Here is a 19,551-nt window from a genome sequence, read left to right as displayed (position 1 = left end):
AACCGCCAGATAATGCGGGTGTCAGCCTGCGGCTTATCCCCAGGAGCGGCCGGCGGGCTGATCGACATGCGTTCGGGAAGGAGCAGTCGTCGGATGAGCACGATGCACGCCGTGAGAGCTCACACCAGGGGCGGCCCGGAGCAATTCGTGTACGAGGAGGTGCCGCGGCCCGAGCCGGGGCCCGGTGAGGTGTTGGTGGCCGTGAAGGCTGCTTCCATGACGCCCCGCGAGCTCACCTGGCCGGAAACCTGGACGCACAGCTCGGACGGGACAGGACCCGAGCGCACGCCGATCATCCCGTCGCACGAGTTCTCCGGAGTCGTCGCGGCGTCCGGGGCGGGGGTGGAGAGCCCCGCCGAGGGGGAGGCCGTCTACGGGTTGATTCCTTTCACCCGCGATGGCGCGGCCGCCGAGTACGTCGCCCTGCCCGCGGCCGTCGTGGCGGGCAAACCCGCCACCGTTGACCATGACCACGCCGCAGCGCTCCCACTGGCTGCGCTGAGCGCCTGGCAGGCACTGGTGGACCACGCCGACCTGCAGGCCGGCCAGCACGTGCTGGTGCAGGGCGGCGCCGGCGGCGTGGGGAGCTACGTGGTGCAGCTCGCGGCCGGTCTCGGTGCCAGCGTGAGCGCCACGGCGGCGGCGGCCGACCTGGAATTCGTCAAGGGTCTGGGTGCCGAGCAGGCCATTGACTATGCGCACGACCGCTTCGAGGATCACGTCCGCGACGTGGATGTGGTCGTTGATCTTGTTGGAGGAGCCACGCAGTCGCGGTCCTGGTCGGTTCTGAAGCCGGGCGGCATTCTGGTCACCCTCTCCGCGCCTCCCGACCAACAGGAAGCAGCCCGGCACGGCGTCCGCGGGGTGTACTTCATCGTCGAGCCCGACCAGAACGCGTTGCGTTCCATCGCCGAGCTCGTCGATGACGGCCGGTTGAGGCCGGTGCTGGACCGCGTGCTGCCCCTCACTGAGACGCGCTCAGGTTACGAGGCGCTCGAGACGGGCAAACGCCGCGGTAAGATCGTCATCCACGTCGCCGACTAGTGCCTCGTCACGCGGCCTTGATCGGGTAATCGGGATCGCGGATCTTGGAGCCGATGGCTCCTTTCACCACACCTCGGGGAGTCGGCACAGGATCGATGCCGGCCCGAGCACCTTCACGCTGCCCATCCCTGGCTCGACGCAGGAAAACAGCAGCTCTCATCCAGGCTGGGCGGACACGTCGATGGCCGCGGCGCCGACGATGGCCTTGGCACCGTCGTCCTGCACGTAGCCGACCACCGAGGCTTGTCGAGGATCAAGATCTGGCGGCACCTCCAGTTCCACCCGCCCACGGTCGGCGTCCAGACCCACCGACGTGAAGGCGCGCACCACGTTGTCCTGCCACAGCGTCCGCCCGGCGTTCTCACCCCGGGCGACCTCGCTTACCAGGCCACGTTCCACGATCGCTACGTTCAACACCGCCCGCTCCGGCGGCCGCTCGGTCTGGTAGTCCACCACCACCCGGTGCCCGCCGCCCGTGCCCCCGGCGGCGTCCTCGACCGACAGTGCCAGCGGCGTGGTGGCTACCGCCGTCAGGGCGGACGCGATCGCGGTCGCCGCCCGTCGACGGTCGGAACCGACGAACTCGACGGTGCCGTTGACGACCATCTGCGGGGTGTACAACTGCCCGGAGCCGAAGGCGCGCGCGTACGCCTGCTGCCGCGCGGTGTACGCCGCGTCGGCGAACCGGTCGGGCCAGCCCAGGTAGTCCCAGTAGTCGACGTGAAATCCGAGGCCGAAGACGGGCTGTCCCCGCTTCCGGGCGTCGCGCTCGATCTCGCTCAGCACTTCCTCCGCGGGAGGACAGCTCGAGCAGCCCTGGGAGGTGAACATCTCCACGACGGCGAAGCCGCCGCCCGCCGGCGCGGCGTCCCGCGCCTGCAGCGGCGAATCTGGCGATCGGGCACCATTCGACCCGGTGGGCGATCGGTCCGTCATGGCGCGTCTCCTCCGTCGCTCCTGCTGGCGGCTCTCCGATTCCCGCTACGGCCGCGACCATGCCTGACCACCCGTCGCCCGCGCGGCGGCGGTTGGGCCGGCAGTCGGTCTCCCGTCATCCGGTCGCGTCGCGCGGCGCATGCCGGGTTTTTCCGACACCCAGTAGGGGTCACGGCGCTGACCCGTTGCGGTTCGTCCCCGGCGAGCATGCCGCTGCTGCTCGACGACGAGGTCTGGCGGTGGGCGTCGGCCTCCGGGCGGCCGCGTCCAGCTCGGTGAGTGGCATCGAAGAGCCTCGCCACGTGCGCTCGCGCGGCACCGTGCGCGACGTTGAGCCGCACCGGCTGGTCTGCACCGGCCGCCGGTGGTACCTGCTGGGGTGAGACACCGCCGGTCGGACTGGCGGACCTTCCGCGCCGGCTGCGGTACGCCGCGTCAGGCGGGGGCGTAGGCCGACCAGGAGCGCAGCGATGACGGCCCACAGCGTGAGCGTGATCAGAGGGCCTGCTGCGTGCGCACCGTGGAAGTAGGTCAGGTCGGTGATGGCGCGCACGACCGAGCCAGGTGGCAGCAGTGGGGAAATGGTTCGGGCCGCGGCGGGCAGAAGATCAACGCCTGTGGTGGCACCGCTGGTGGCGTTGCCGACGGTGAGGAGCAGCAGGGTGGCAACCGGGACTCCAACGGGGCCGAGGTAGGTGCCGAGCAGTTTGGTGGTGAAAGCGGCCGCAGCTGCCAGGAGGGTGAGCGTGAGGACGAGCGGGATGACCGGGGCCGGGACTGCTCCCAGAATGGGGCCGGCGATGATCGCTGCCACGGTGCCGATGGCCACGGAAGTGCCGGATAGCAGCCGGAACCGGTGGCGCAGGCGCAGGAGGCCGGCCAGGTTGAGAGCGTTCGAGGCGAGGACGAAACCGGCCAGGGTCACGCGCCCACCCGCAGGGGCCCACAGGGCTACGGCCGCGCCGGTCGGACCGGCGGGTACGCCGCCCCGAGGGCCATGCACGACTGCGGCGGCGACGCTCGCCACCGGGAACCCGTTGCTGCTGGTGCACGGCTGGCCGCAGACCGGGTGGGCCTGGCACGTCGGGCCAGTCCATGTCGCGTGTGAGGGGGCGCATTGGGTAGTCCGCTGCTGCCTGTCAGCAGGAGGGCGTCCAGGTCGCTCGCGCCGGGCCGCCGCTTGCAGCTCACCTGAGGAGCACGTCTGATGAGTATCGCCGAATCGAGGCGCCTCTCGCCGAGAGTATCCCTGTTTCTGCTCGCCTCGATCCTCGTGTCCTTCGTGGCCGCGTCGGCAGCCCCGACCCCCCTCTACGGGATCTACCAGACGCGCTGGCACTTCTCGCCGATCACGACCACCGTGGTGTTCGCCATCTACGCCGTCGCGGTGCTGGCGTCCCTGCTCACGTTCGGCAAGCTGTCCGACCATGTCGGGCGGCGGCCGGTCCTGCTTGTCGCGATCGCGGTCCAGATGATCTCACTGCTCATCTTCATCTTCGCCAACGGCGTACCCACGCTGCTGGCCGCCCGCGGCGTGCAGGGACTCGGGGCTGGCGCCGCCATCGGCGCCGTCGGTGCCGCCATGCTCGACATCAACCGCTCCCGCGGCACCCTTGCCAACTCGATCGCCCCCGGTATCGGAACCGGTATCGGTGCCCTGCTCTCGGCGGTGCTCATCCAGTACCTGCCCGCGCCGACGCGACTGGTGTACGTCGTCCTGTTCGTGATCCTGCTGATCCAAGGTGTCGGGGTCGTGCTGATGCCGGAGACGGTCACGCCGATGAAGGGAGCGCTGCAGAGTCTGCGGCCGGAGATCAAGCTGCCCCGCGCCGTGCGCGGGCCGGTACTGGTCGTCGCTCCGGTAATCTTCGCCGTCTGGGCGCTGGCCGGCTTCTTCGGCGCGCTCGGCCCGGCGCTGGTGCGCGCCCTCATGAACACCTCGATCGTGGCCGGCGGTCTGGTCGTCTTCGTCTTCGCCGCCTTCGGGACCATCAGCATTCTCCTGCTGCGCAACGCCGCAGCGCGGACCGTGATGCTCACCGGAATCGCCGCCCTCATCCTGGGCATGATCATCACGCTGGTGTCGGTCACCACCGAATCAATCCCCGGCTTCTTCATCGGCCTCGCGTTCGGAGGCGTCGGCTTCGGTGGCGGTTTCCAGGGCAGCCTCAAGACGGTCATGCCGCTCGTGGAGGCGCACGAACGCGGCAGCGTGCTCTCCCTGCTCTACATCGTCTGCTACGTCGGCTTCGGCCTGCCCACCGTCATTGCCGGATTCCTCGTGGTCTACGCCGGCGGCCTGCCCCGGACCGCCAACGAGTACTCCGTCGCCGTCATCCTCCTTGCCCTGGTCGCCCTGCTCGGGCTCCGCAGAGCCAGCAAGACATCAGCCGGCTGACCCGCCGCGGCGGGGAATCCAGCGATCGTTGAGCTATCCGACCACGAACAGGCCATTGCCATTCGGGTACCCCCGCGGCCAGAAGAGCTGAAGCCGTTCATCGTTCAGGGCGTGCTCGCCCAACTCCTCGAGCGGTTCTGGCAAAACCTGCGCCGCTGCGTGGGCTGGACCGTCCACCACGCCGGCTGCGTCGAGCCGAAACGCTGCATCGTCCGGCACGCTTGCTTCGCCATCCAGGGCACGAGTCGCGGGCGGTGCTGCGACAGGTCGGCCACCTACCACCGTGGGTGGACCCGGATACCCGTAAACGCCAGACTTCGCTGCCGCCGAGCGTCATCGCCGCGCGAGGTCGCCCGGAAACGGCACTCCTCACAGCGCATCCGCGTCGAGCACGTCATCGGACACCTCAAGAACTGGCGGATCCTGGGCCGCTACCACGGCCGACGCGAGAACCTCGACGCCACCATCCGCGCCATCGCCGGCCTGCTCTCCGACCATCAGCACACCGACCGCACCGAGAACACCACGAGACCACTCAAGGCCCTACCGTCCACACCCCACAATGGATGAAGCGACTTTCATCGCCGCAGGTAGGCACCCCGGCCAATCACGCACGAGGTCGTTAGGCAAGAAGAATGATCAACCAAGGGCTGTCCCCATGATCGGCCGGGGTCACCACCCAGCCGACGCAGGTTAAAGACCAAGTTAGGCTCCGGCGATGACATCGACCTCATCCGGCCCACCGAGGGACGATTCCGCGTTGGATCCCTCGCCAGGGAGGATCCGCCAGATGGGCATGGAAGCCGTGGAGTGGGTCGCCGCGTACCATGGCTCGATCCGTGACCGGCCTGTCGCTCCGCGTACCTCGGCGGCCGAGCTGAGAGATCTACTCGCCGAGCCGCTGCCCGCCGAAGGTCGCGATTTCAGCCACTTGCTCGACGTTTTTCGCGACGTGATCGTGCCTGGCAGCCGGCATAACGGGCATCCGCGCTTCTTCGGGTACGTCTCCGCGCCGGGCACGGCGGTGGCGTCGGTGGCCGACTTCCTCGCCTCGGCTCTGAACGCGAACCTTCCCGCCTGGCGATCAGCGCCGGCCCCAACCGAGCTGGAACATGTGGCGATCGGCTGGATCAAGGAGGCGATCGGCTGCGACACGAATGCGGTTGGCCTCTTCATGAGCGGCGGCTCGATGGCCAACTTCGCCGCTCTCGCCGCCGCCCGGCACCGCCACTGCGGCGATGCGGTCGCCACCCACGGCGTCAGCGCCCACCCCAGGCCGCTACGGATCTACGCCTCCCAGGAAGTGCACCACTCGATCCGCAAGGCCGCCGCCCTCCTCGGCATCGGACGCGGGAACGTACGAGAGGTCGCGGTGGACGCACGCTTCCGGATGGACGTCGACGACCTCGTACGCAAGATCGAAGAGGACAAGGCCGGGGGTTCGGATCCGTTCTGTGTGGTCGCGAGCGCGGGCACGGTGGGCACCGGTGCGGTCGATCCGCTGACGGAGATCGCGACAGTGGCGAAACGGTACGGGTTGTGGATGCATGTCGACGCCTGCTACGGCGGCTTCGCCCGACTCGCCCGCTCGGCCCGCCCGCTCTTCGATGGCTTGTCGGAGGCGGACTCGATCGCCCTCGACCCGCACAAGTGGCTCTACCTACCCGCCGACTGCGGCTGTCTCATCTACCGCAACCCCGAGGCGGCGCGCGCCGCCTTCACCCTGGACGCCGACTACACCCGGGTAGTGCAAACCGAGCCCGCCGAGGCGTTCACGTTCTGGGACTACGGCCCGGATTTCTCCCGGCGTTTCCGGGCCCTCAAGGTCTGGATGGTGCTGGCCCACGCCGGTTCGCAGGCCGTCGGCGAAGCGATCGAATCCAACCTCGACTGCGCCCGCCATCTGGCGGAACTCGTCGACGCCAGCGACGACTTCGAGCTGCTCTCCCCGGTGGAGCTGTCCATCTTCTGCTTCCGCTACCTGCCTCCGGCGCCACGTACCGGGCCAAGATCTGTGGTCGAAGAGCAGGAACTCGACCGCGTCAACGAACGAATCCTGGTGTCGCTGCAGCAGGCCGGTAGCTCGTACCTGTCGAACGCGACCATCAACGGCCGGTTTGCGCTACGTGGCTGCGTACTCAACTACCGCACTACCCGCGACGACATGGAAATACTGCTCGACGACGTACGCCGCGCCGCCGAGCAGGTGTCCGGCGCTACTGGTTGAGGACTCAGACTGCGAGGTGCGGCGGCTGGTGGAGTCCGTTGGTGGCGCTCAAGTCGAGTTCCCGCAGCCGCCGTTTCCCGCAATGGTGTGCTCGCCGGAACTCAGCCATGCTGCCGCCGCCTACCTGCAGGGCGTCGCCGGTGTGGCAGCGGTGAAGGTGCGCCCTTGAGGGAGATGACTTCGGCGTGGTGGACGAGGCGGTCGATCATGGCCGCTGCGACGACGTCGTCTCCGAACACTTCGCCCCACCGCCCGAAGGGCTTGTTGCTGGTGACGATCAGCGAGGCGCGTTCGTAGCGGCTGGAGACCAGTGGGAAGAACGGGTTCGCCGCTTCGGCTTCGAAGGGGAGGTAGCCGACCTCGTCGACGATCAGTAGTGGGATGCGGCCGAGTTTGACCAGCTCGTCCTGCAGGCGGCCGGCGTGGTGGGCGTCGGCGAGGCGGGACACCCACTGCGCGGCGGTGGCGAACGCGACCCGGTGTCCGGCCTGGCAGGCGCGGATCCCGAGGCCGATGGACAGGTGGGTCTTGCCGGTGCCGGGCGGGCCCAGGAACACCACGTTCTCCTTCGATGCCACGAAGTCGAGGGTGCCGAGGTGGGCGATCGTTTCCCGCTTCAGCGAGCGTTGGTGGTCGAAGTCGAACTCCTCCAGGCTCTTGCGGGCGGGGAACCTCGCTGCGCGGATGCGGCCTTCACCGCCGTGGGCTTCCCGGGCGGCGACCTCGCGTTGCAGGCAGGCGGCGAGGAACTCCTCATGCGTCCACGACTCCGCCCGGGCCCGCTCCGCCAGCCTGTCCACGGAGGCGGCCAGGGAGGGGGCCCTTCAGGGCGCGGGTGAGGAACGCGATCTCGGAAGTGACGGTGCGGTTGGTCTTGGTGGCCATCACACGGCCACCTCATCCAAGCCGAACATCCGGTCATAGTCGGCCAACGCCCGACGTTGCACCTGCGCGTCAACGGCCGGTGTCGGGGTGGGCTGGGCGGCGACGCGCAGGTCCGCGGCGGCTTGGCGGTGGGCCAGGTCGGTGTCCACGCGCACGTAATGATCGCGGGGCAGCCGGGTCGTCTGTCGCCAGCCGACCACCGGCGCCACCGGTGGCAGCGGCAGCATCGCGACCCGGTCGGCGTCCCACCGGTCGACCGGGCGGCAGCCCAGCACCCGATGCCGGCGGTTGTTGGCCCGGACCATCCACTCCGCCAACTGGACGTTGAAGTCCTGCGGTGAGGTGAACCGGCGCCCGGGCAGGAACGACGTTTCCAGATAGCCGTTGGCCCGCTCGACCAGGCCCTTGGCCTCCGGGTCCGCCGGGCGGCACTGGATGTGACCCGGATGCCAAGGGTGCCGCGGAAGGCGTTCATCGCCTCGGTCAACTGCGGTCGTCCGCCCGCCACTGCCCGACCGCGGACTCGTGGTCCCACACCAACGCCTTGGGCACCCTGCCCCAACCGGAGATCAGCGTCCAATGCCCGACCAGCAGGTCCGGGGACTGCCGCGACGGGATCATCACCGCTGAGAGCCACCGCGAATACCCCGAGATCATCACCAGCACCGGAGGTCGGCCGGTCTGCCCGAACCCAACGGCACGTCCGCCGGCGGGAACCACAGGTCACACTGCGCCAACTCACCCGGCAGATGGTCGGTCCGCTGAGCCGGGTCCGGGCGGCGGAACAACGGCCGGGTCAATCCCGATCACGGAAAGTGGGCCAGATCCAGCTTTCACGCGGCGTCGACACGGCGTATCCGCCATTTCGTCGCTGTCGATGGTGTGGCCGAGTGGCGCCCGTGGCCCTGGACTCCTCGATCGCCCCTTGTCACGTCACCGTGCGTCCTCGCTGGTCCCGACGCGGGCCGTGTTGGACGAGGCCAGCCGCGCCAGCGCCAGCGCGCCGACGAGCAAACCGAAGTCGCGTAGCGCGACGTCGAAGTACTCGCCCATGGTGACGAGGTTGACGATGATGCCAAGCAACCATGCGGCGACCACGTAGCCGCCGATCGCGGGTCTGATCGCGACGAGGATGCCGGCAAGGACCTCCACGACTCCCACCGCGAGCATCGCCTGGTGCGCGTCACCGGGCACGATGTCGTTGATCCAGGGAGCGAGGTACTGCTCCCAGTCGGTGAGCAACCCGAGGAACTTGTCCAGGCCGAAGATGATTGGAGCGACCGTGAAGACCGTGCGTAGGAGGAGGAATGCCTGATGGGCGCGGTCGTTCGCGGCGACCGGCGTCGCAGATGATGATGCAGAGAAACGCGTGTGGGTCATGACGACCTCCTGGCTCTAAAAGAGAGTAGTCTCGACCTTAGAACCAGGGCCGAGATTACGTCAATAGGTCTCTCCTTTAGAAAGGACTGGTCGTGTCGGACGAGCTTGCCGAGCAGGTCGCCGGGGTTGGTGCGCTGTTGGAGCCTGCCCGTCGCGCGCTCTACCTGTACGTGGCGGCGCAGCCCGACGCGGTCAGCCGCGAGCAGGCCGCGGACGCCGTCGACCTGCCGTTGCACTCGGTGAAATTCCACCTCGACCGACTGGTGGAGGAGGGCCTGCTCGACGTGGAGTTCCGCCGGCTGTCGGGGCGGACCGGCCCGGGCGCGGGTCGCCCATCGAAGCTGTATCGGCGCTCATCCCGGCAGCTTTCGGTCTCCTTGCCCGAACGTCGCTATGACCTGGCCGGTGATGTGCTGGCGACGGCCATCCACCGGTCGTTGGGCGACGCTGTGCCGATCGCGGACGCGGTGCGAGACGCGGCGGAGGAGGAGGGCCGGCGCATCGCCGCGGCGGCTGCGGACGAGAGCAAGGTTGCCGCTCCAGGCGTCGCTTCGGCGGTCGGCACGGGTGGTGATCGCCATGACAACCTGGTACGTGCGGCGCGCGTGCTAGCTCGTCATGGCTACGAACCGCGTATCTCCGACCGGGAGATCCGCCTTGCGAACTGCCCGTTCGACCAGTTGGCGGCCAAGCACATTGAACTGGTTTGCGGCATGAACCTCGCCCTCATCGGCGGCGTTATCGACGGACTTGACCTCCGGGGACTGAGTGTGGAGCTCGCGCCGCAGCCTGGCTTCTGCTGCGTCAAGATTCGCGGCTGAGCCGGCAAGCGGGGCCGAGGTCGGGTCCTGACCTGGCGGGACCCGCGGGCGAGTACTTCCGGTGCCGCACCCTGACGGGCCTGTGGGGTTCCGCAACCCTGTTGCTGGGTCTGACCATCATCGCCGTCTCCGCGGAACCCGCCACCGGACGTCACCGCGCCCGCCGACGCCCACGCCCACGCCCCACCGAATTGCCCCACGTCGGAAGTCAGGCGTCAATCATCGGCGCACCGGACACGACCCGATCGGAGTAACCCCATGGCTTGGGTGGAATAGCGCGGCACGAAGTTCCGCGTCCGCCTCCGCATGCCCGACGGCACCGCCACCACCGACTCCACGCCACGACCTGCGCGCCGACGCCGTCATCCGCCGAGGAAGTCGACGTGGTCGGGCCCTGGTCCGACCGGCGGGAGCGCCGGCCGGCCGGACCGTTCGTTCCCGGCCCGGCCGGACCGGCGTGACCGGGCCCGGCGCGGGGGCCACGAGAAGGATCTCCACTCCGGCGGGGACGTGGCACCGGCGGTCGAGTCGTTCGCGGGGCGGCTGGTCGAGCGACTGCGAGCCGGCCACGGCGCGTAGTCGGAGCGGGGCGGCCGGGCCGCATAGGACCATCGGTCGACGCTGGCACCGGTTGCACGCGTCGTAGCGTGTCGGGCCAGGGCAGACCAGGGGCGCCGCGAAGGCCGCCCAGACGAACTACACCATGTCGGCGGCGGCGGAGCTGGCCTACCTCGGTGTCACCGTCAACATGGTGCATCCGCCGGTTACCGATTCTGGGTGACCGATGCGGTACGCCAGACCGTGGCGACCAGCCCCGCCCTGGTCCACGTCGCCACCCCGGCCGGGGTGATCGCCTATCCGGCCTCCGACGCCGCCGGCCTGATCAACGGCAACGTGATAACGCTCCGCTGACTAGTAGTGGTTGTCGATCGGCTGGCGCGCCTCGTCGAACAGCGCCGGCCCCTCGTACCGCACCGGAGGCAGCGGCGGGGTGGCCGGCTTGACCTCCTCGAACTGTTCGGTGGACAGGGCGTACACCACCCGGCCGAGGCCGGACCGGTCGATCGCGGTCGCGCACATCGGGCAGGGCTGGCAACTGGTGAACATGGTGGTGCCGGCCGCCACGTCGGGGGCGAGTTCCCGGGCGGCCCAGCGGGCCAGCTTCAGTTCCGGGTGGGCGGTGATGTCCGAGTCGGAGACCACGGTGTTGTGGTCCTCGATCAGGACGGTGCCGTCCGCACCGACCAGCAACGAGCCGAACGGCCGTTCGCCGGACGCCCCGGCCTGGCTGGCGAGTTCCACGGCACGGCGGAGAAACTTCTCGTCGTCGGGGGTCATCGGTCCTCCTGGGATTTGTGGTATGCGGCCACGGCCGCCAATGTCCGCCAGGCGCGTTCGGGCTGGCGGATCTCGGTCAGGTCGCCGTTGAACGGATCGAGCAGCACCGTCTCCGCTCCGAGCAGACGGAGTTGGTCGATGTCGGCGATAATCTGGTCGATGGTGCCGACACCGGCGAGCCGGTCCGGGGCGGTGACCGGTTCACGGGCCTCCCGGAGTGCGATGCGCGGCATCAACGCGGGCACCGGGCGACCCAGTTCGTCGGCGGTGGCCTTCAGCCGCCCGGCCGCCTCGGCCAGCCATCCGGGCGTGAACCGCAGCGGGTGCCAGGCGTCACCGAGACGTACCGCGCGACGCATGCCGGCGTCGCTGTTGCCGCCGACCCAGATCGGGATCGGGGCCGTGTCGTAGTCGTCGGTGTTCCGCCAGGCGTCGCGCATGGCGCGGAGGTACTCGTCGGTCAGCGCACCGCGCCGCCGGAACGGCACGCCGAGCGCCTCGAACTCCTGCCGGGCCCAGCCGACGCCGACGCCAAGAACGAGCCGGCCGCCGCTGAGCCGGTTGAGGTTCGCCGCCATCCGGGCGGTGAGCAGCGGGTGCCGGTACGGGACGATGAGCACCGTGGTGCCCAGCCGGACCCGGCGGGTCACCCCGGCCAGCCAGGACAGCGTGGTGAACGGCTCGTAGAACGGCGCCGGATACTGCTCGGCCACGTCCGGGGTCACCGCGATGTGGTCGGAGACCATCAGCAGGTCGAAGCCGAGACCCTCGACCGTCTGCGCCCACTGTCGCAGCACGTCGGGGTCGGTACCCGGAGCGAAGTTCGGTACGTTCACGCCAATCTGCACGGGTCCTACGCTAGCCAGCGTGGCCCCGCCGTGTGAACACCGCGATCCCTGCCTTTGCTGGCCTCTGCCGTGGATCCGCCGGTAGGTTGGCCCGATGGCCGAGAATCTTGATGCTGTCGATTGGTCCGTCCTGACCGAGTTGCAGGGCGACGGCCGCCTGCCGATCACCGAGCTCAGCCGCCGGGTCAAGCTGAGCGCGTCGGCCACCAGCGAACGGGTGAGGCGGCTGGAGGCGATCGGTGTGATCACGGGCTACCGCGCCGAGGTCGACCTGCCCAAGGCGGGCTTCGCCGTACTCGCGGTGGTCCGGCTGAAGTATCCCGGCAGCCGGCACGAACCGCTGCGCCGGCTGCTGGAGCGACGGTCGGAGATCCTGGAGTGCCTGCGCACCACCGGAGACGACTGTTACGTGCTGAAGGTGGCCGCGACGTCGATGGCGCACCTCGAACAGGTCGTCAACGAACTCGCCGCGTTCGGCAGCACCACCACCAACGTGGTCTACAGCGCCACCCTGCCCTATCGCGGCCCACGCCCGACGCCGCCCCACCCGTGACCAGGTGTTTGAACTGGGGCTCCGCCCCAGACCCCGGCCTTCGATTCGGTCGTTGTCCGGTGGACCAGATGCGCTGACAGGTCGGTGGCGGTGTTCAGTTGTTCTCGCCCGGCGGGGCGCTGTGCCAGCGCCATTGCTCAATCGTGGGATGTCCGGGCGGCTCTACGCGGCCCGTTGCCCACAGCAGCGCGGTCCACGGGTCGAGGTCGACCGGATCGGCTGCTGGGAACATCCGGGTGAGCACGCGGGCGCACACGTCCCGTGGTGGGTCGAGAGCCAGTCCGAGACCTTGAGTGATGTCGTGGCCGTGCACGAGTGCCTCGACACAACCCATCCCGGCAAAGCCTTCTGGATCGGCCATGCCACTTGGATGGTACGCGCGCACGTGCGGTGGTGCCGTGCGCACCGTCGCGGCGAGGATACGCCCGCCGGCCTCGGCGAACTCCAACACCTCGGCGGGCGAGGCTCCTCGTCAGCGCTGGCCCGGAAGCGGACCCATCGTGTGGTGGGCCGGGCGACGAGTTGGTAGGCGTAGCCAATGAGGCTGTCGCCGATGTGCTCGGCGGCGACCCAACAGTCCCGCTGCACCGCGGCCGCTGGCACGGACCAGTCCCGGTCGGTAGCTGGACGCAGTGTTTCAACGATGGTGGAGACTGCCGCATCCAGGTCGTCGGCGGTGACGGTCGTCGTGCCCTCCCGGGTTTCTTGCGATCATTGCGGCGGTCAACGCGAGGTTAGGCAAGACGCGGTGTAGGCGTCAGCGCCTCACAGCGCTGCGTCGAGCGCAATGTTCCAGCAGATGACCCGCCGCGACGGGCTCAGCGTGGGCCGTCGGGCAGACCACGGCGCTGCTCTCGACCGCGACGACCACGCCCGCTCCGACCGAATACGTCATGAGTCCTCCAGCAGGTGGCGCCGCTGCGCGTGAACACCGGCCTGGAACCGGGTCCGGGCACCCAACAGCTCCATCAATTCGGCGACGCGGCGCCCGACCGTACGGCTGCTGAGGTTGAGCTGACGGGCGATCGCGTCATCCTTCAAGCCGGCGGCCAGCAACGTCATCAGCCGGGCGTCGAGACCGGTCTCACCGGCCGGCGACACGACCGGTACGGCCTGTTCCCAGAGCAGGTCGAACATTTCGGTCAGCGCGTCCAGCAACGCGCACCGGTGGACCACGAGCGCGCTGTCGACCAGCTGGTCCACCGCCAGAGGCAGGAGCGCCGCGGAACCGTCGAAGACCGCCAGCTTCATCGGTACCTGCGGGTGTACGCGCGACATCTCACCGGCGTCGGCGGCGCTGTAGGCCTCGTCGACGGCGCCCGGCACCTCAAGAGAGTCGGGGGCGTAGATGCCCCGGACCACGACCCCGTCGCAGAGCAGGCCGCGGACCGTGGTGTCCGACTCGTCGGCTCGGGCGGCGTACGGCGGCCGGTCGAGCACCCGCAGCTCACGTCGGGTCCCTTGCAGGAGCTGCGCGAACCGGGCAGCGATCGCCTGCTGACCGACCACGACCTCGACCAGGTTCTCCGGCCGGTACCGCTCGTGCGTGCGCAACTCGGCGAGCATCGTCCGCGCCTCGGCCTGCACCCGGTCCAGCTCGACCCGGCGGCGGGCTACCAGGACGTCGATGGCGACGTCGGGCCGGGCCGGGACGAGCCGGGCCGGCCGGTCCGTCGTACGGCTCAGCAGGCCGAGTTCCTCAAGCTGCTCCACCGACCGCCCGACCTCGTCGTCGCTGCGGCCGACCTGCCGCGCCAGCTCGCGCACCGTGCACCGTGGAGCCATCAGCAGGGCTCGATACGCCTGCTCTTCGGGCGCCGCGACACCGACCGTCTCGAGCACGCACCCTCCTGACCAGTTCCAGCCATGTCCAGCACCGGTCACGCTATCTCGTGGCGTGGGCTCGACCGGACACGATAGGACCGACCTTATGATCTCGTCCCTCGTCGATTCCCATGCGTCCTCGCGGTTCCTGGTCGCCCTGTTGCTCGTCGCCACACTGGCGATCAGCTCGGCATCGGTCGAACCCGCCGCCGCCAGCCCGCCTGAGGCCCCGGCCGGACCCACCAGCGTTGTGCCGGCGGGCGCGGCTCGCCTGCCCGAGGCGTCGACCACCGTCACGCTCGTGACCGGTGATCGGGTAACGCTCCGGCCTACCCGCGACGGCGAGCCGACCGTGCGGTTCGAGCCCCGCGACCCCAGCCACCCGACCGGGTTCTCGGTACGACGCGACCGTGGCCGGGTGACGGTTATCCCGCACGACGTCGAGGCACTGGTGCCGGATGTCCTGGATTCCGCCCTCTTCGACGTCACGGGTCTCGTCGAGATGCGGTACGACGACCGACACCGTGCCGACCTGCCGCTGATCGTGCGCCGGTCGCCGGGGGCCCGGTCCCTGGACGCGGACCTGCTCACCAAGGTGCGCGCGCTGGGCAGCATCGGCGCCAGCGCGGGCAGCCTGGACAAGACCCGTGCGGCAGCCTTCGGCAAGGGTCTCGCCGGTGCGGGGTCTCCGGTCGGGGCGCGTTCCACGGCCGGCCTGACGAAGGTGTGGCTCGACCGGACAATCCGGGCCAGCAGCCTGGACGGCTACCTCGACCAGGTGAAGGCGCCGGCGGCCTGGCAGAGCGGGCTCGACGGCAGCGGCGTGAAGGTCGCCGTCCTCGATACCGGCGTCGACGACGGACATCCCGCCCTCGCTGGCCAGGTAACCAGCGAGGCGGACTTCTCCGGCGGCACCGACACCGCCGACGGAAACGGTCACGGCACCCACGTCGCCTCCCTCATCGCCGGCACCGGCGCCGGGTCCGACGGGGCTCGGCAGGGCATCGCGCCGGCCGTGGACCTGTTGTCCGGCAAGGTGCTGACCGACGAGGGGTACGGCCAGTGGTCGTGGCTGATCGCCGGTATGGAATGGGCGGTCAGCCAGGGCGCCGACGTCGTGAACCTCAGCCTCGGTGGAGATGCCGGTAGCGAGGACGACCCGGTGGTCACCGCCCTCGACTCGCTGACCGCCCGGACCGGCACGCTGTTTGTCGTCGCGGCAGGCAATGCGGGCGGAGCGGGGCCGAGCCCGTTCACCATCGGGACCCCGGGCACGGCGGCTTCGGCACTGACCGTTGGGGCGGTGGGCCCAAATGATCGTTGGGCACATTTCTCCAGTAAGGGCCCGACCCTCGGCAGCTACCGGCTCAAGCCGGATCTGGTCGCGCCAGGAGTCGGCCTCCTCGGAGCGCGCGCCGGCGCTCGGGAGGGCGACCTGTACGTCCCCATGGGGGGAACCTCGCAGGCCACCCCGCTGGTCGCCGGTGCCGCCGCGTTGTTGATGCAGCAGCACCCGACGTGGACCTGGCAGCGGGTGAAGGCCCAGTTGGTCGGCACCGCGGACGACGTGGTTGAGCAGACCGCCTGGAGCCACGGTGGCGGGCGACTCGATCTGGCCCAGGCGACCGCTCAGCAGCTCAGCGCCGACCTGGCATCGCTGGACTTCGGTTACCTCAAGCATCCCGACGAGGGCACCCGGAGCAGGGCGCTCACGTTGACGAATGACAGCGCCGAACCGGTCACCGTGACTCTGCAGGACCAGCAGGTCCGCGAGGATGGAGCCGTCGCGCCGGCCGGAGCTTTGACGGTGTCACCGACGACGCTGACGGTGCCGGCTGGCGGTGCGGCAACGGCGACGGTGACGCTCGACCCCGGCCAGCTCGACGACGGACTCTGGCACGGATCGGTGACGGCCGCCGCGGCCGGTCAGCAACTGTTCGATTTCCCGGTCGGGCTGTACGACGAGCCCGAGCGTTACGACCTCTCGCTGCGGGTCCTCGACCGGCACGGCGCGCCTCACCCAGGCGCCAGCGTGGGGGTGTTCGAGGTGGAGACCGGCGGCTTCACCCGCATCTTCCTGGACGAGGACGGCACCGGGATCCTCCGCGTCACGCCTGGCCACTACAGCATCTTCACCACGGTGAACACGCCGGCCACTGCCGGCGAACCGGAGACCTTCACGATCGCCGGGTCGCCCGAGGTCACGGTCACGGGCGACACCAGATACGTGATCGACGCTCGTACGGCGAAGCAGCTACGGGCGCCGACCATCGACAAACAGCCGGTGCGCGTGGTCGAGGCCGGAGTGACCTACGCGCGGAAAAGCCCCACTGGCCCGGGGTACACCGACGACGCTCTATTCACCCCGGCCCAGATCGTCGACGGGAACGTCTTCGTCACGCCGACCGCACCCGTCGCCCAAGGCCAGTTCGAAGTGGCGTTCCGGTGGCGGCTCGAGCCGGAAGGCAAGGTCCGCCCGGGCGAGCCGGAGATCTATGAGCTGCTCCTGCCCGAGCCGCGGTTCAACGACCCGTTGTCGCCGCACCTCGGCCGGGACGAACTGCGCTCGATGGCGCGGGTGGAGAACACTTTCAGCGGGCTCACCGCACCTGGTCGCTACCACGTCGGCCGTGCCTACACCACCAGGCTCTCCGCGATCGAATGGGCCAGCTGGAACCGGGTCGAGGTACCGGGCCGGCGAGTCGAACTGCTGACCGCGCACCCCGATGCGCTGTGGAGGCAGTGCTTCGTGATGCCCGACCAAGAATTGATCAAGCTATGTGACCCGCAGTACGAGCCGTATGCCGAGGGTGAGCGGCTGCAACCAGTCTTTGGCACTGGCCTGCACCCGAAGATTCTCTGGAGCCTACGCAACCAATCGAACATGTTCGTCGAGGTCGCACTTGCTGACGGCGGGCACATCGGTAGATTCGACCCTTCGATTGTTCGCAACTCCCAGATGCGGCTGTTCCAGAACGGGACGCTGTTGGGGGAGTCCGTCGACCCACTCGGGGTTTTCCCAGTGCCGGGGGGCGCCGGCAGGTTCCGGCTCGAGCACGACTGGACGCTCGACCCCGCGGTGGTGCCCGTCGCCAACGAGGCCCGCACCGTATGGGAGTTCAACTCCGTACCGCCCGACGACCCGGCGAACGTCGGTTCGGCGATCCCGCCGATGCTCGGCGTCGACTACGCCGCGAATGTCGACCCGCTCGGCTACGCGGCGGCGCGACAAGCGCTGCGGATCGACCTGACCGTGTCGCACCTGGCGGAACCGGCAGCACGCGTCACCGGTGCCCGGCTCTGGTACTCCGTCGACGGCGGCACCACCTGGGAACGGCTCGACATCCGCAAGGACGCCGAGGGGAGATACCGCGCGACGGTGCCCGGCAACGTCCTGCGACCGGGCACCGATCTGTCGCTACGGGCGACCGCGACGGACTCCGCCGGCGGCAGCATCGACCAGACCGTGATCGGCATACTGCCGGTGCGGTGACGCTGTTCGTCGTCACCTCGTGAGACTTGCGCCCGCCACGCTCGACATTCGCACGTATCCCGACGCGTCGGGACGAAACTTCCGGATAGGTCGGAACTGGTGCCCATTGTGGACTTAATCGGAGAGGTGGTCTGAAACTATCGGCAGGACCGGGCGGGCGAAGCGGGCGGGCATCCGATGCCCGCCCGCTCGTCGCGAGCCGTCGTCAGACCGCCACCTGGCCTCGCGCTCCCTTCAGCCTCCCCCACCGGGCACATTGGCGCGGTCGATGCCGCTGTCCGCGGACAGCTCGCGCTGTCTGGTCTCGTGGGACAGCAGCACCGCGATGATCGTGATGACCGCCGAGGCGGCAAGGTAGATCGAGATTGGCGTGGAAGAGCCGTAGCGGGCGAGAAGGGCGACCGCGATGATCGGGGCCAGGCTGCCCGCGAAGACGGACGCGAGCTGGTAACCGATCGAGGCGCCGCTGTAGCGCACGCTGGTGGCGAACAGTTCGGCGAAGTAGGCGGCCTGCGGCCCGTACATCATGGCGTGCAGGACCAAACCGGCGGTGACGGCGAGGGTGATCGCGGCGAATGACTTGGTGTCGATCAGGGCGAAGAACGCGAACCCCCAGATGCCGACGCCGATCGCACCGGCCAGATAGAGCGGTCGCCGGCCGATCCGGTCGGACAGCGCGCCCAGTAGCGGGATCGTGACGAACTGGACGGCCGAGGCGATGAGTACTGCGTTGAGCGCCGTACCTCTTGTCAGCCCCACCTCGGTGGTCGCGTAGGTCAGCACGAAGACGGTGAAAATGTAGTACGAGACGTTCTCGACGAAGCGGGCCCCCATCGCGATGAGGACCTCGCGGCGGTAGCGGCGTAGCACCTGGAGAATCGGCGCCTTCTGCCTGACCTGCGATCGCTTCATCTCGGCCTGCGCCCGCTGAAAGACCGGCGACTCGCTGATCGACACGCGGATGTAGAGCCCGACGACGACGAGCAGGGCGCTCAGCAGGAAAGGCACCCGCCATCCCCATGCCTCGAACGCCGCGTCATCCATGGTGGAAGCGAGGAGGAAAAGCACGCCCACGGCCAGCAGGCTGCCGCCCGGCACTCCTGCCTGCGGCCAACTCGACCAGAAGCCGCGTCGTTCGGCCTCGCCGTGCTCGGCGACGATGAGGATGGCGCCACCCCACTCTCCGCCGACGGCAAACCCTTGTAACAGGCGAAAGACCACGAGCAGTATCGGCGCCAGGAGGCCGACTGCCGAGTACGTCGGTAGCAGCCCGATCGCGAAGGTCGCGATTCCCATGATCAGCAGACTGAGCACGAGCATCTTCTTGCGCCCGACCTTGTCGCCGAAGTGGCCGAACACCAGCCCGCCGAGTGGTCGTGCCACGAACCCGACCGCGTACGTGGCGAAGGCGAGGATCGTGCCGACCAGCGGGTCGAAGCCGGGGAAGAACACCTTGTTGAACACCAGTGCGGCGGCCGAGCCGTAGAGAAAGAAGTCGTACCACTCGATCGTGGTGCCGATCAGACTCGACACCACCACCTTGATGATCGAGCCATGATGGTCCGGCGCATTTTCATCTGCGGTAGGCCGAGATGACATGGCGCTCCTAGGCTCGAGGACACACAGATCAGGGCGCGCCCTGACAGCCGCCTGGGATCCGAGTCGGCGCCCCTTTCTGAACCGTTTTGTCAGCCTACGACACGAACAACACTCTTGCGGGTGTTTGATGAGGCCACTTCCGTCAGCCGTGCGGGACTCCTTCCGAAGAGTGGATCTTGCGCATCTGCGCGAGGCGCAGCCTGAC

16 protein-coding genes and 2 pseudogenes are annotated in these 19,551 nt (G+C 69.1%); 8 read left to right on the top strand and 10 right to left on the bottom strand.

Going from position 1 to position 19,551, the window contains the following annotated elements; translation table 11 throughout:
* Positions 1-147: 147 nt before the first annotated feature.
* Entirely contained in the window at positions 148-1,044 is an 897-nt protein-coding gene (locus ACLQ2U_RS12570) for an NADP-dependent oxidoreductase (protein ID WP_425750774.1), read from the top strand.
* A 156-nt stretch (positions 1,045-1,200) separates the two neighbouring features.
* Here ACLQ2U_RS12570 and ACLQ2U_RS12565 read toward each other — a convergent pair whose 3' ends face one another.
* The gene (locus ACLQ2U_RS12565) at positions 1,201-1,980 is read right to left on the bottom strand and encodes a DUF1223 domain-containing protein (protein ID WP_425750773.1); all 780 of its coding nucleotides are present in this window, start codon (positions 1,978-1,980) and stop codon (positions 1,201-1,203) included.
* Positions 1,981-2,149: 169 nt separating this feature from the next.
* A complete protein-coding gene (locus ACLQ2U_RS12560; protein ID WP_425750772.1) occupies positions 2,150-2,905 on the bottom strand; it encodes a hypothetical protein in 756 nt (251 codons plus the stop codon).
* Between the two features lie 282 nt (positions 2,906-3,187).
* Between ACLQ2U_RS12560 and ACLQ2U_RS12555 the strand changes: the two genes are divergently transcribed.
* The 3 genes from ACLQ2U_RS12555 to ACLQ2U_RS12545 all read left to right on the top strand — a co-directional run bounded on the left by ACLQ2U_RS12555 (position 3,188) and on the right by ACLQ2U_RS12545 (position 6,605).
* Positions 3,188-4,378 carry an MFS transporter gene (locus ACLQ2U_RS12555; RefSeq protein ID WP_425750771.1) on the top strand — a complete coding sequence of 397 codons (1,191 nt, stop codon included), beginning with the start codon at positions 3,188-3,190 and terminating at the stop codon, positions 4,376-4,378.
* Positions 4,379-4,489: 111 nt separating this feature from the next.
* Complete coding sequence (locus tag ACLQ2U_RS12550; RefSeq protein ID WP_425750770.1) at positions 4,490-4,948, top strand: transposase family protein; 459 nt, start codon at positions 4,490-4,492, stop codon at positions 4,946-4,948.
* A gap of 220 nt (positions 4,949-5,168) precedes the next feature.
* Positions 5,169-6,605, top strand: coding sequence for a pyridoxal phosphate-dependent decarboxylase family protein (locus ACLQ2U_RS12545; RefSeq protein ID WP_425750769.1), 1,437 nt, complete (start codon positions 5,169-5,171; stop codon positions 6,603-6,605).
* 101 nt (positions 6,606-6,706) lie between these two features.
* Here the strand turns inward: ACLQ2U_RS12545 and istB are convergent.
* From istB to ACLQ2U_RS12530, 3 genes and pseudogenes are all read right to left on the bottom strand, one after another.
* Positions 6,707-7,490: pseudogene (gene istB / locus ACLQ2U_RS12540) on the bottom strand (IS21-like element helper ATPase IstB).
* A pseudogene (locus ACLQ2U_RS12535) lies at positions 7,490-8,284 on the bottom strand (integrase core domain-containing protein); the annotation flags it as partial. The pseudogenes istB and ACLQ2U_RS12535, both read right to left, overlap by 1 nt.
* 139 nt (positions 8,285-8,423) lie before the next feature.
* Positions 8,424-8,870 (bottom strand): hypothetical protein, encoded by a 447-nt coding sequence (locus tag ACLQ2U_RS12530; RefSeq protein WP_425750768.1) that lies wholly within the window; start codon positions 8,868-8,870, stop codon positions 8,424-8,426.
* Positions 8,871-8,962: 92 nt separating this feature from the next.
* Here ACLQ2U_RS12530 and ACLQ2U_RS12525 point away from each other — a divergent pair, with 92 nt between their 5' ends.
* Complete coding sequence (locus ACLQ2U_RS12525; protein WP_425750767.1) at positions 8,963-9,691, top strand: helix-turn-helix transcriptional regulator; 729 nt, start codon at positions 8,963-8,965, stop codon at positions 9,689-9,691.
* A gap of 777 nt (positions 9,692-10,468) precedes the next feature.
* Positions 10,469-10,603 (top strand): hypothetical protein, encoded by a 135-nt coding sequence (locus tag ACLQ2U_RS12520; protein WP_425750766.1) that lies wholly within the window; start codon positions 10,469-10,471, stop codon positions 10,601-10,603.
* Here ACLQ2U_RS12520 and ACLQ2U_RS12515 read toward each other — a convergent pair whose 3' ends face one another.
* Together ACLQ2U_RS12515 and ACLQ2U_RS12510 are read right to left on the bottom strand one after the other, a co-directional pair.
* Positions 10,604-11,029: a nucleoside deaminase gene (locus ACLQ2U_RS12515; protein ID WP_425750765.1), complete on the bottom strand. Its 426-nt coding sequence runs from the start codon at positions 11,027-11,029 to the stop codon at positions 10,604-10,606.
* Positions 11,026-11,877, bottom strand: coding sequence for an LLM class flavin-dependent oxidoreductase (locus ACLQ2U_RS12510; RefSeq protein ID WP_425750764.1), 852 nt, complete (start codon positions 11,875-11,877; stop codon positions 11,026-11,028). Before ACLQ2U_RS12510 ends, ACLQ2U_RS12515 begins: the two co-directional genes overlap by 4 nt.
* A gap of 94 nt (positions 11,878-11,971) precedes the next feature.
* Here ACLQ2U_RS12510 and ACLQ2U_RS12505 point away from each other — a divergent pair, with 94 nt between their 5' ends.
* Entirely contained in the window at positions 11,972-12,430 is a 459-nt protein-coding gene (locus ACLQ2U_RS12505; protein ID WP_425750763.1) for an Lrp/AsnC family transcriptional regulator, read from the top strand.
* Positions 12,431-12,524: 94 nt separating this feature from the next.
* On the opposite strand, the gene ACLQ2U_RS12500 is transcribed toward ACLQ2U_RS12505, so the two are convergent.
* The gene (locus tag ACLQ2U_RS12500; RefSeq protein WP_425750762.1) at positions 12,525-12,791 is read right to left on the bottom strand and encodes a hypothetical protein; all 267 of its coding nucleotides are present in this window, start codon (positions 12,789-12,791) and stop codon (positions 12,525-12,527) included.
* Positions 12,792-13,321: 530 nt separating this feature from the next.
* On the bottom strand, positions 13,322-14,272 hold the full coding sequence (locus ACLQ2U_RS12495) for a helix-turn-helix domain-containing protein (RefSeq protein WP_425750761.1): 951 nt from the start codon (positions 14,270-14,272) through the stop codon (positions 13,322-13,324).
* A gap of 55 nt (positions 14,273-14,327) precedes the next feature.
* Here ACLQ2U_RS12495 and ACLQ2U_RS12490 point away from each other — a divergent pair, with 55 nt between their 5' ends.
* Entirely contained in the window at positions 14,328-17,747 is a 3,420-nt protein-coding gene (locus tag ACLQ2U_RS12490; protein ID WP_425750760.1) for a S8 family serine peptidase, read from the top strand.
* 234 nt (positions 17,748-17,981) lie between these two features.
* On the opposite strand, the gene ACLQ2U_RS12485 is transcribed toward ACLQ2U_RS12490, so the two are convergent.
* A complete protein-coding gene (locus ACLQ2U_RS12485; RefSeq protein WP_425750759.1) occupies positions 17,982-19,283 on the bottom strand; it encodes an MFS transporter in 1,302 nt (433 codons plus the stop codon).
* Positions 19,284-19,551 lie beyond the last annotated feature (268 nt).

The organism is Micromonospora sp. DT47, assembly GCF_049844475.1.
Taxonomy (GTDB): domain Bacteria; phylum Actinomycetota; class Actinomycetes; order Mycobacteriales; family Micromonosporaceae; genus Micromonospora.
The sequence above is the reverse complement of the archived record's forward strand: the minus strand, read 5'-3'. Positions and strand labels throughout refer to the sequence as shown.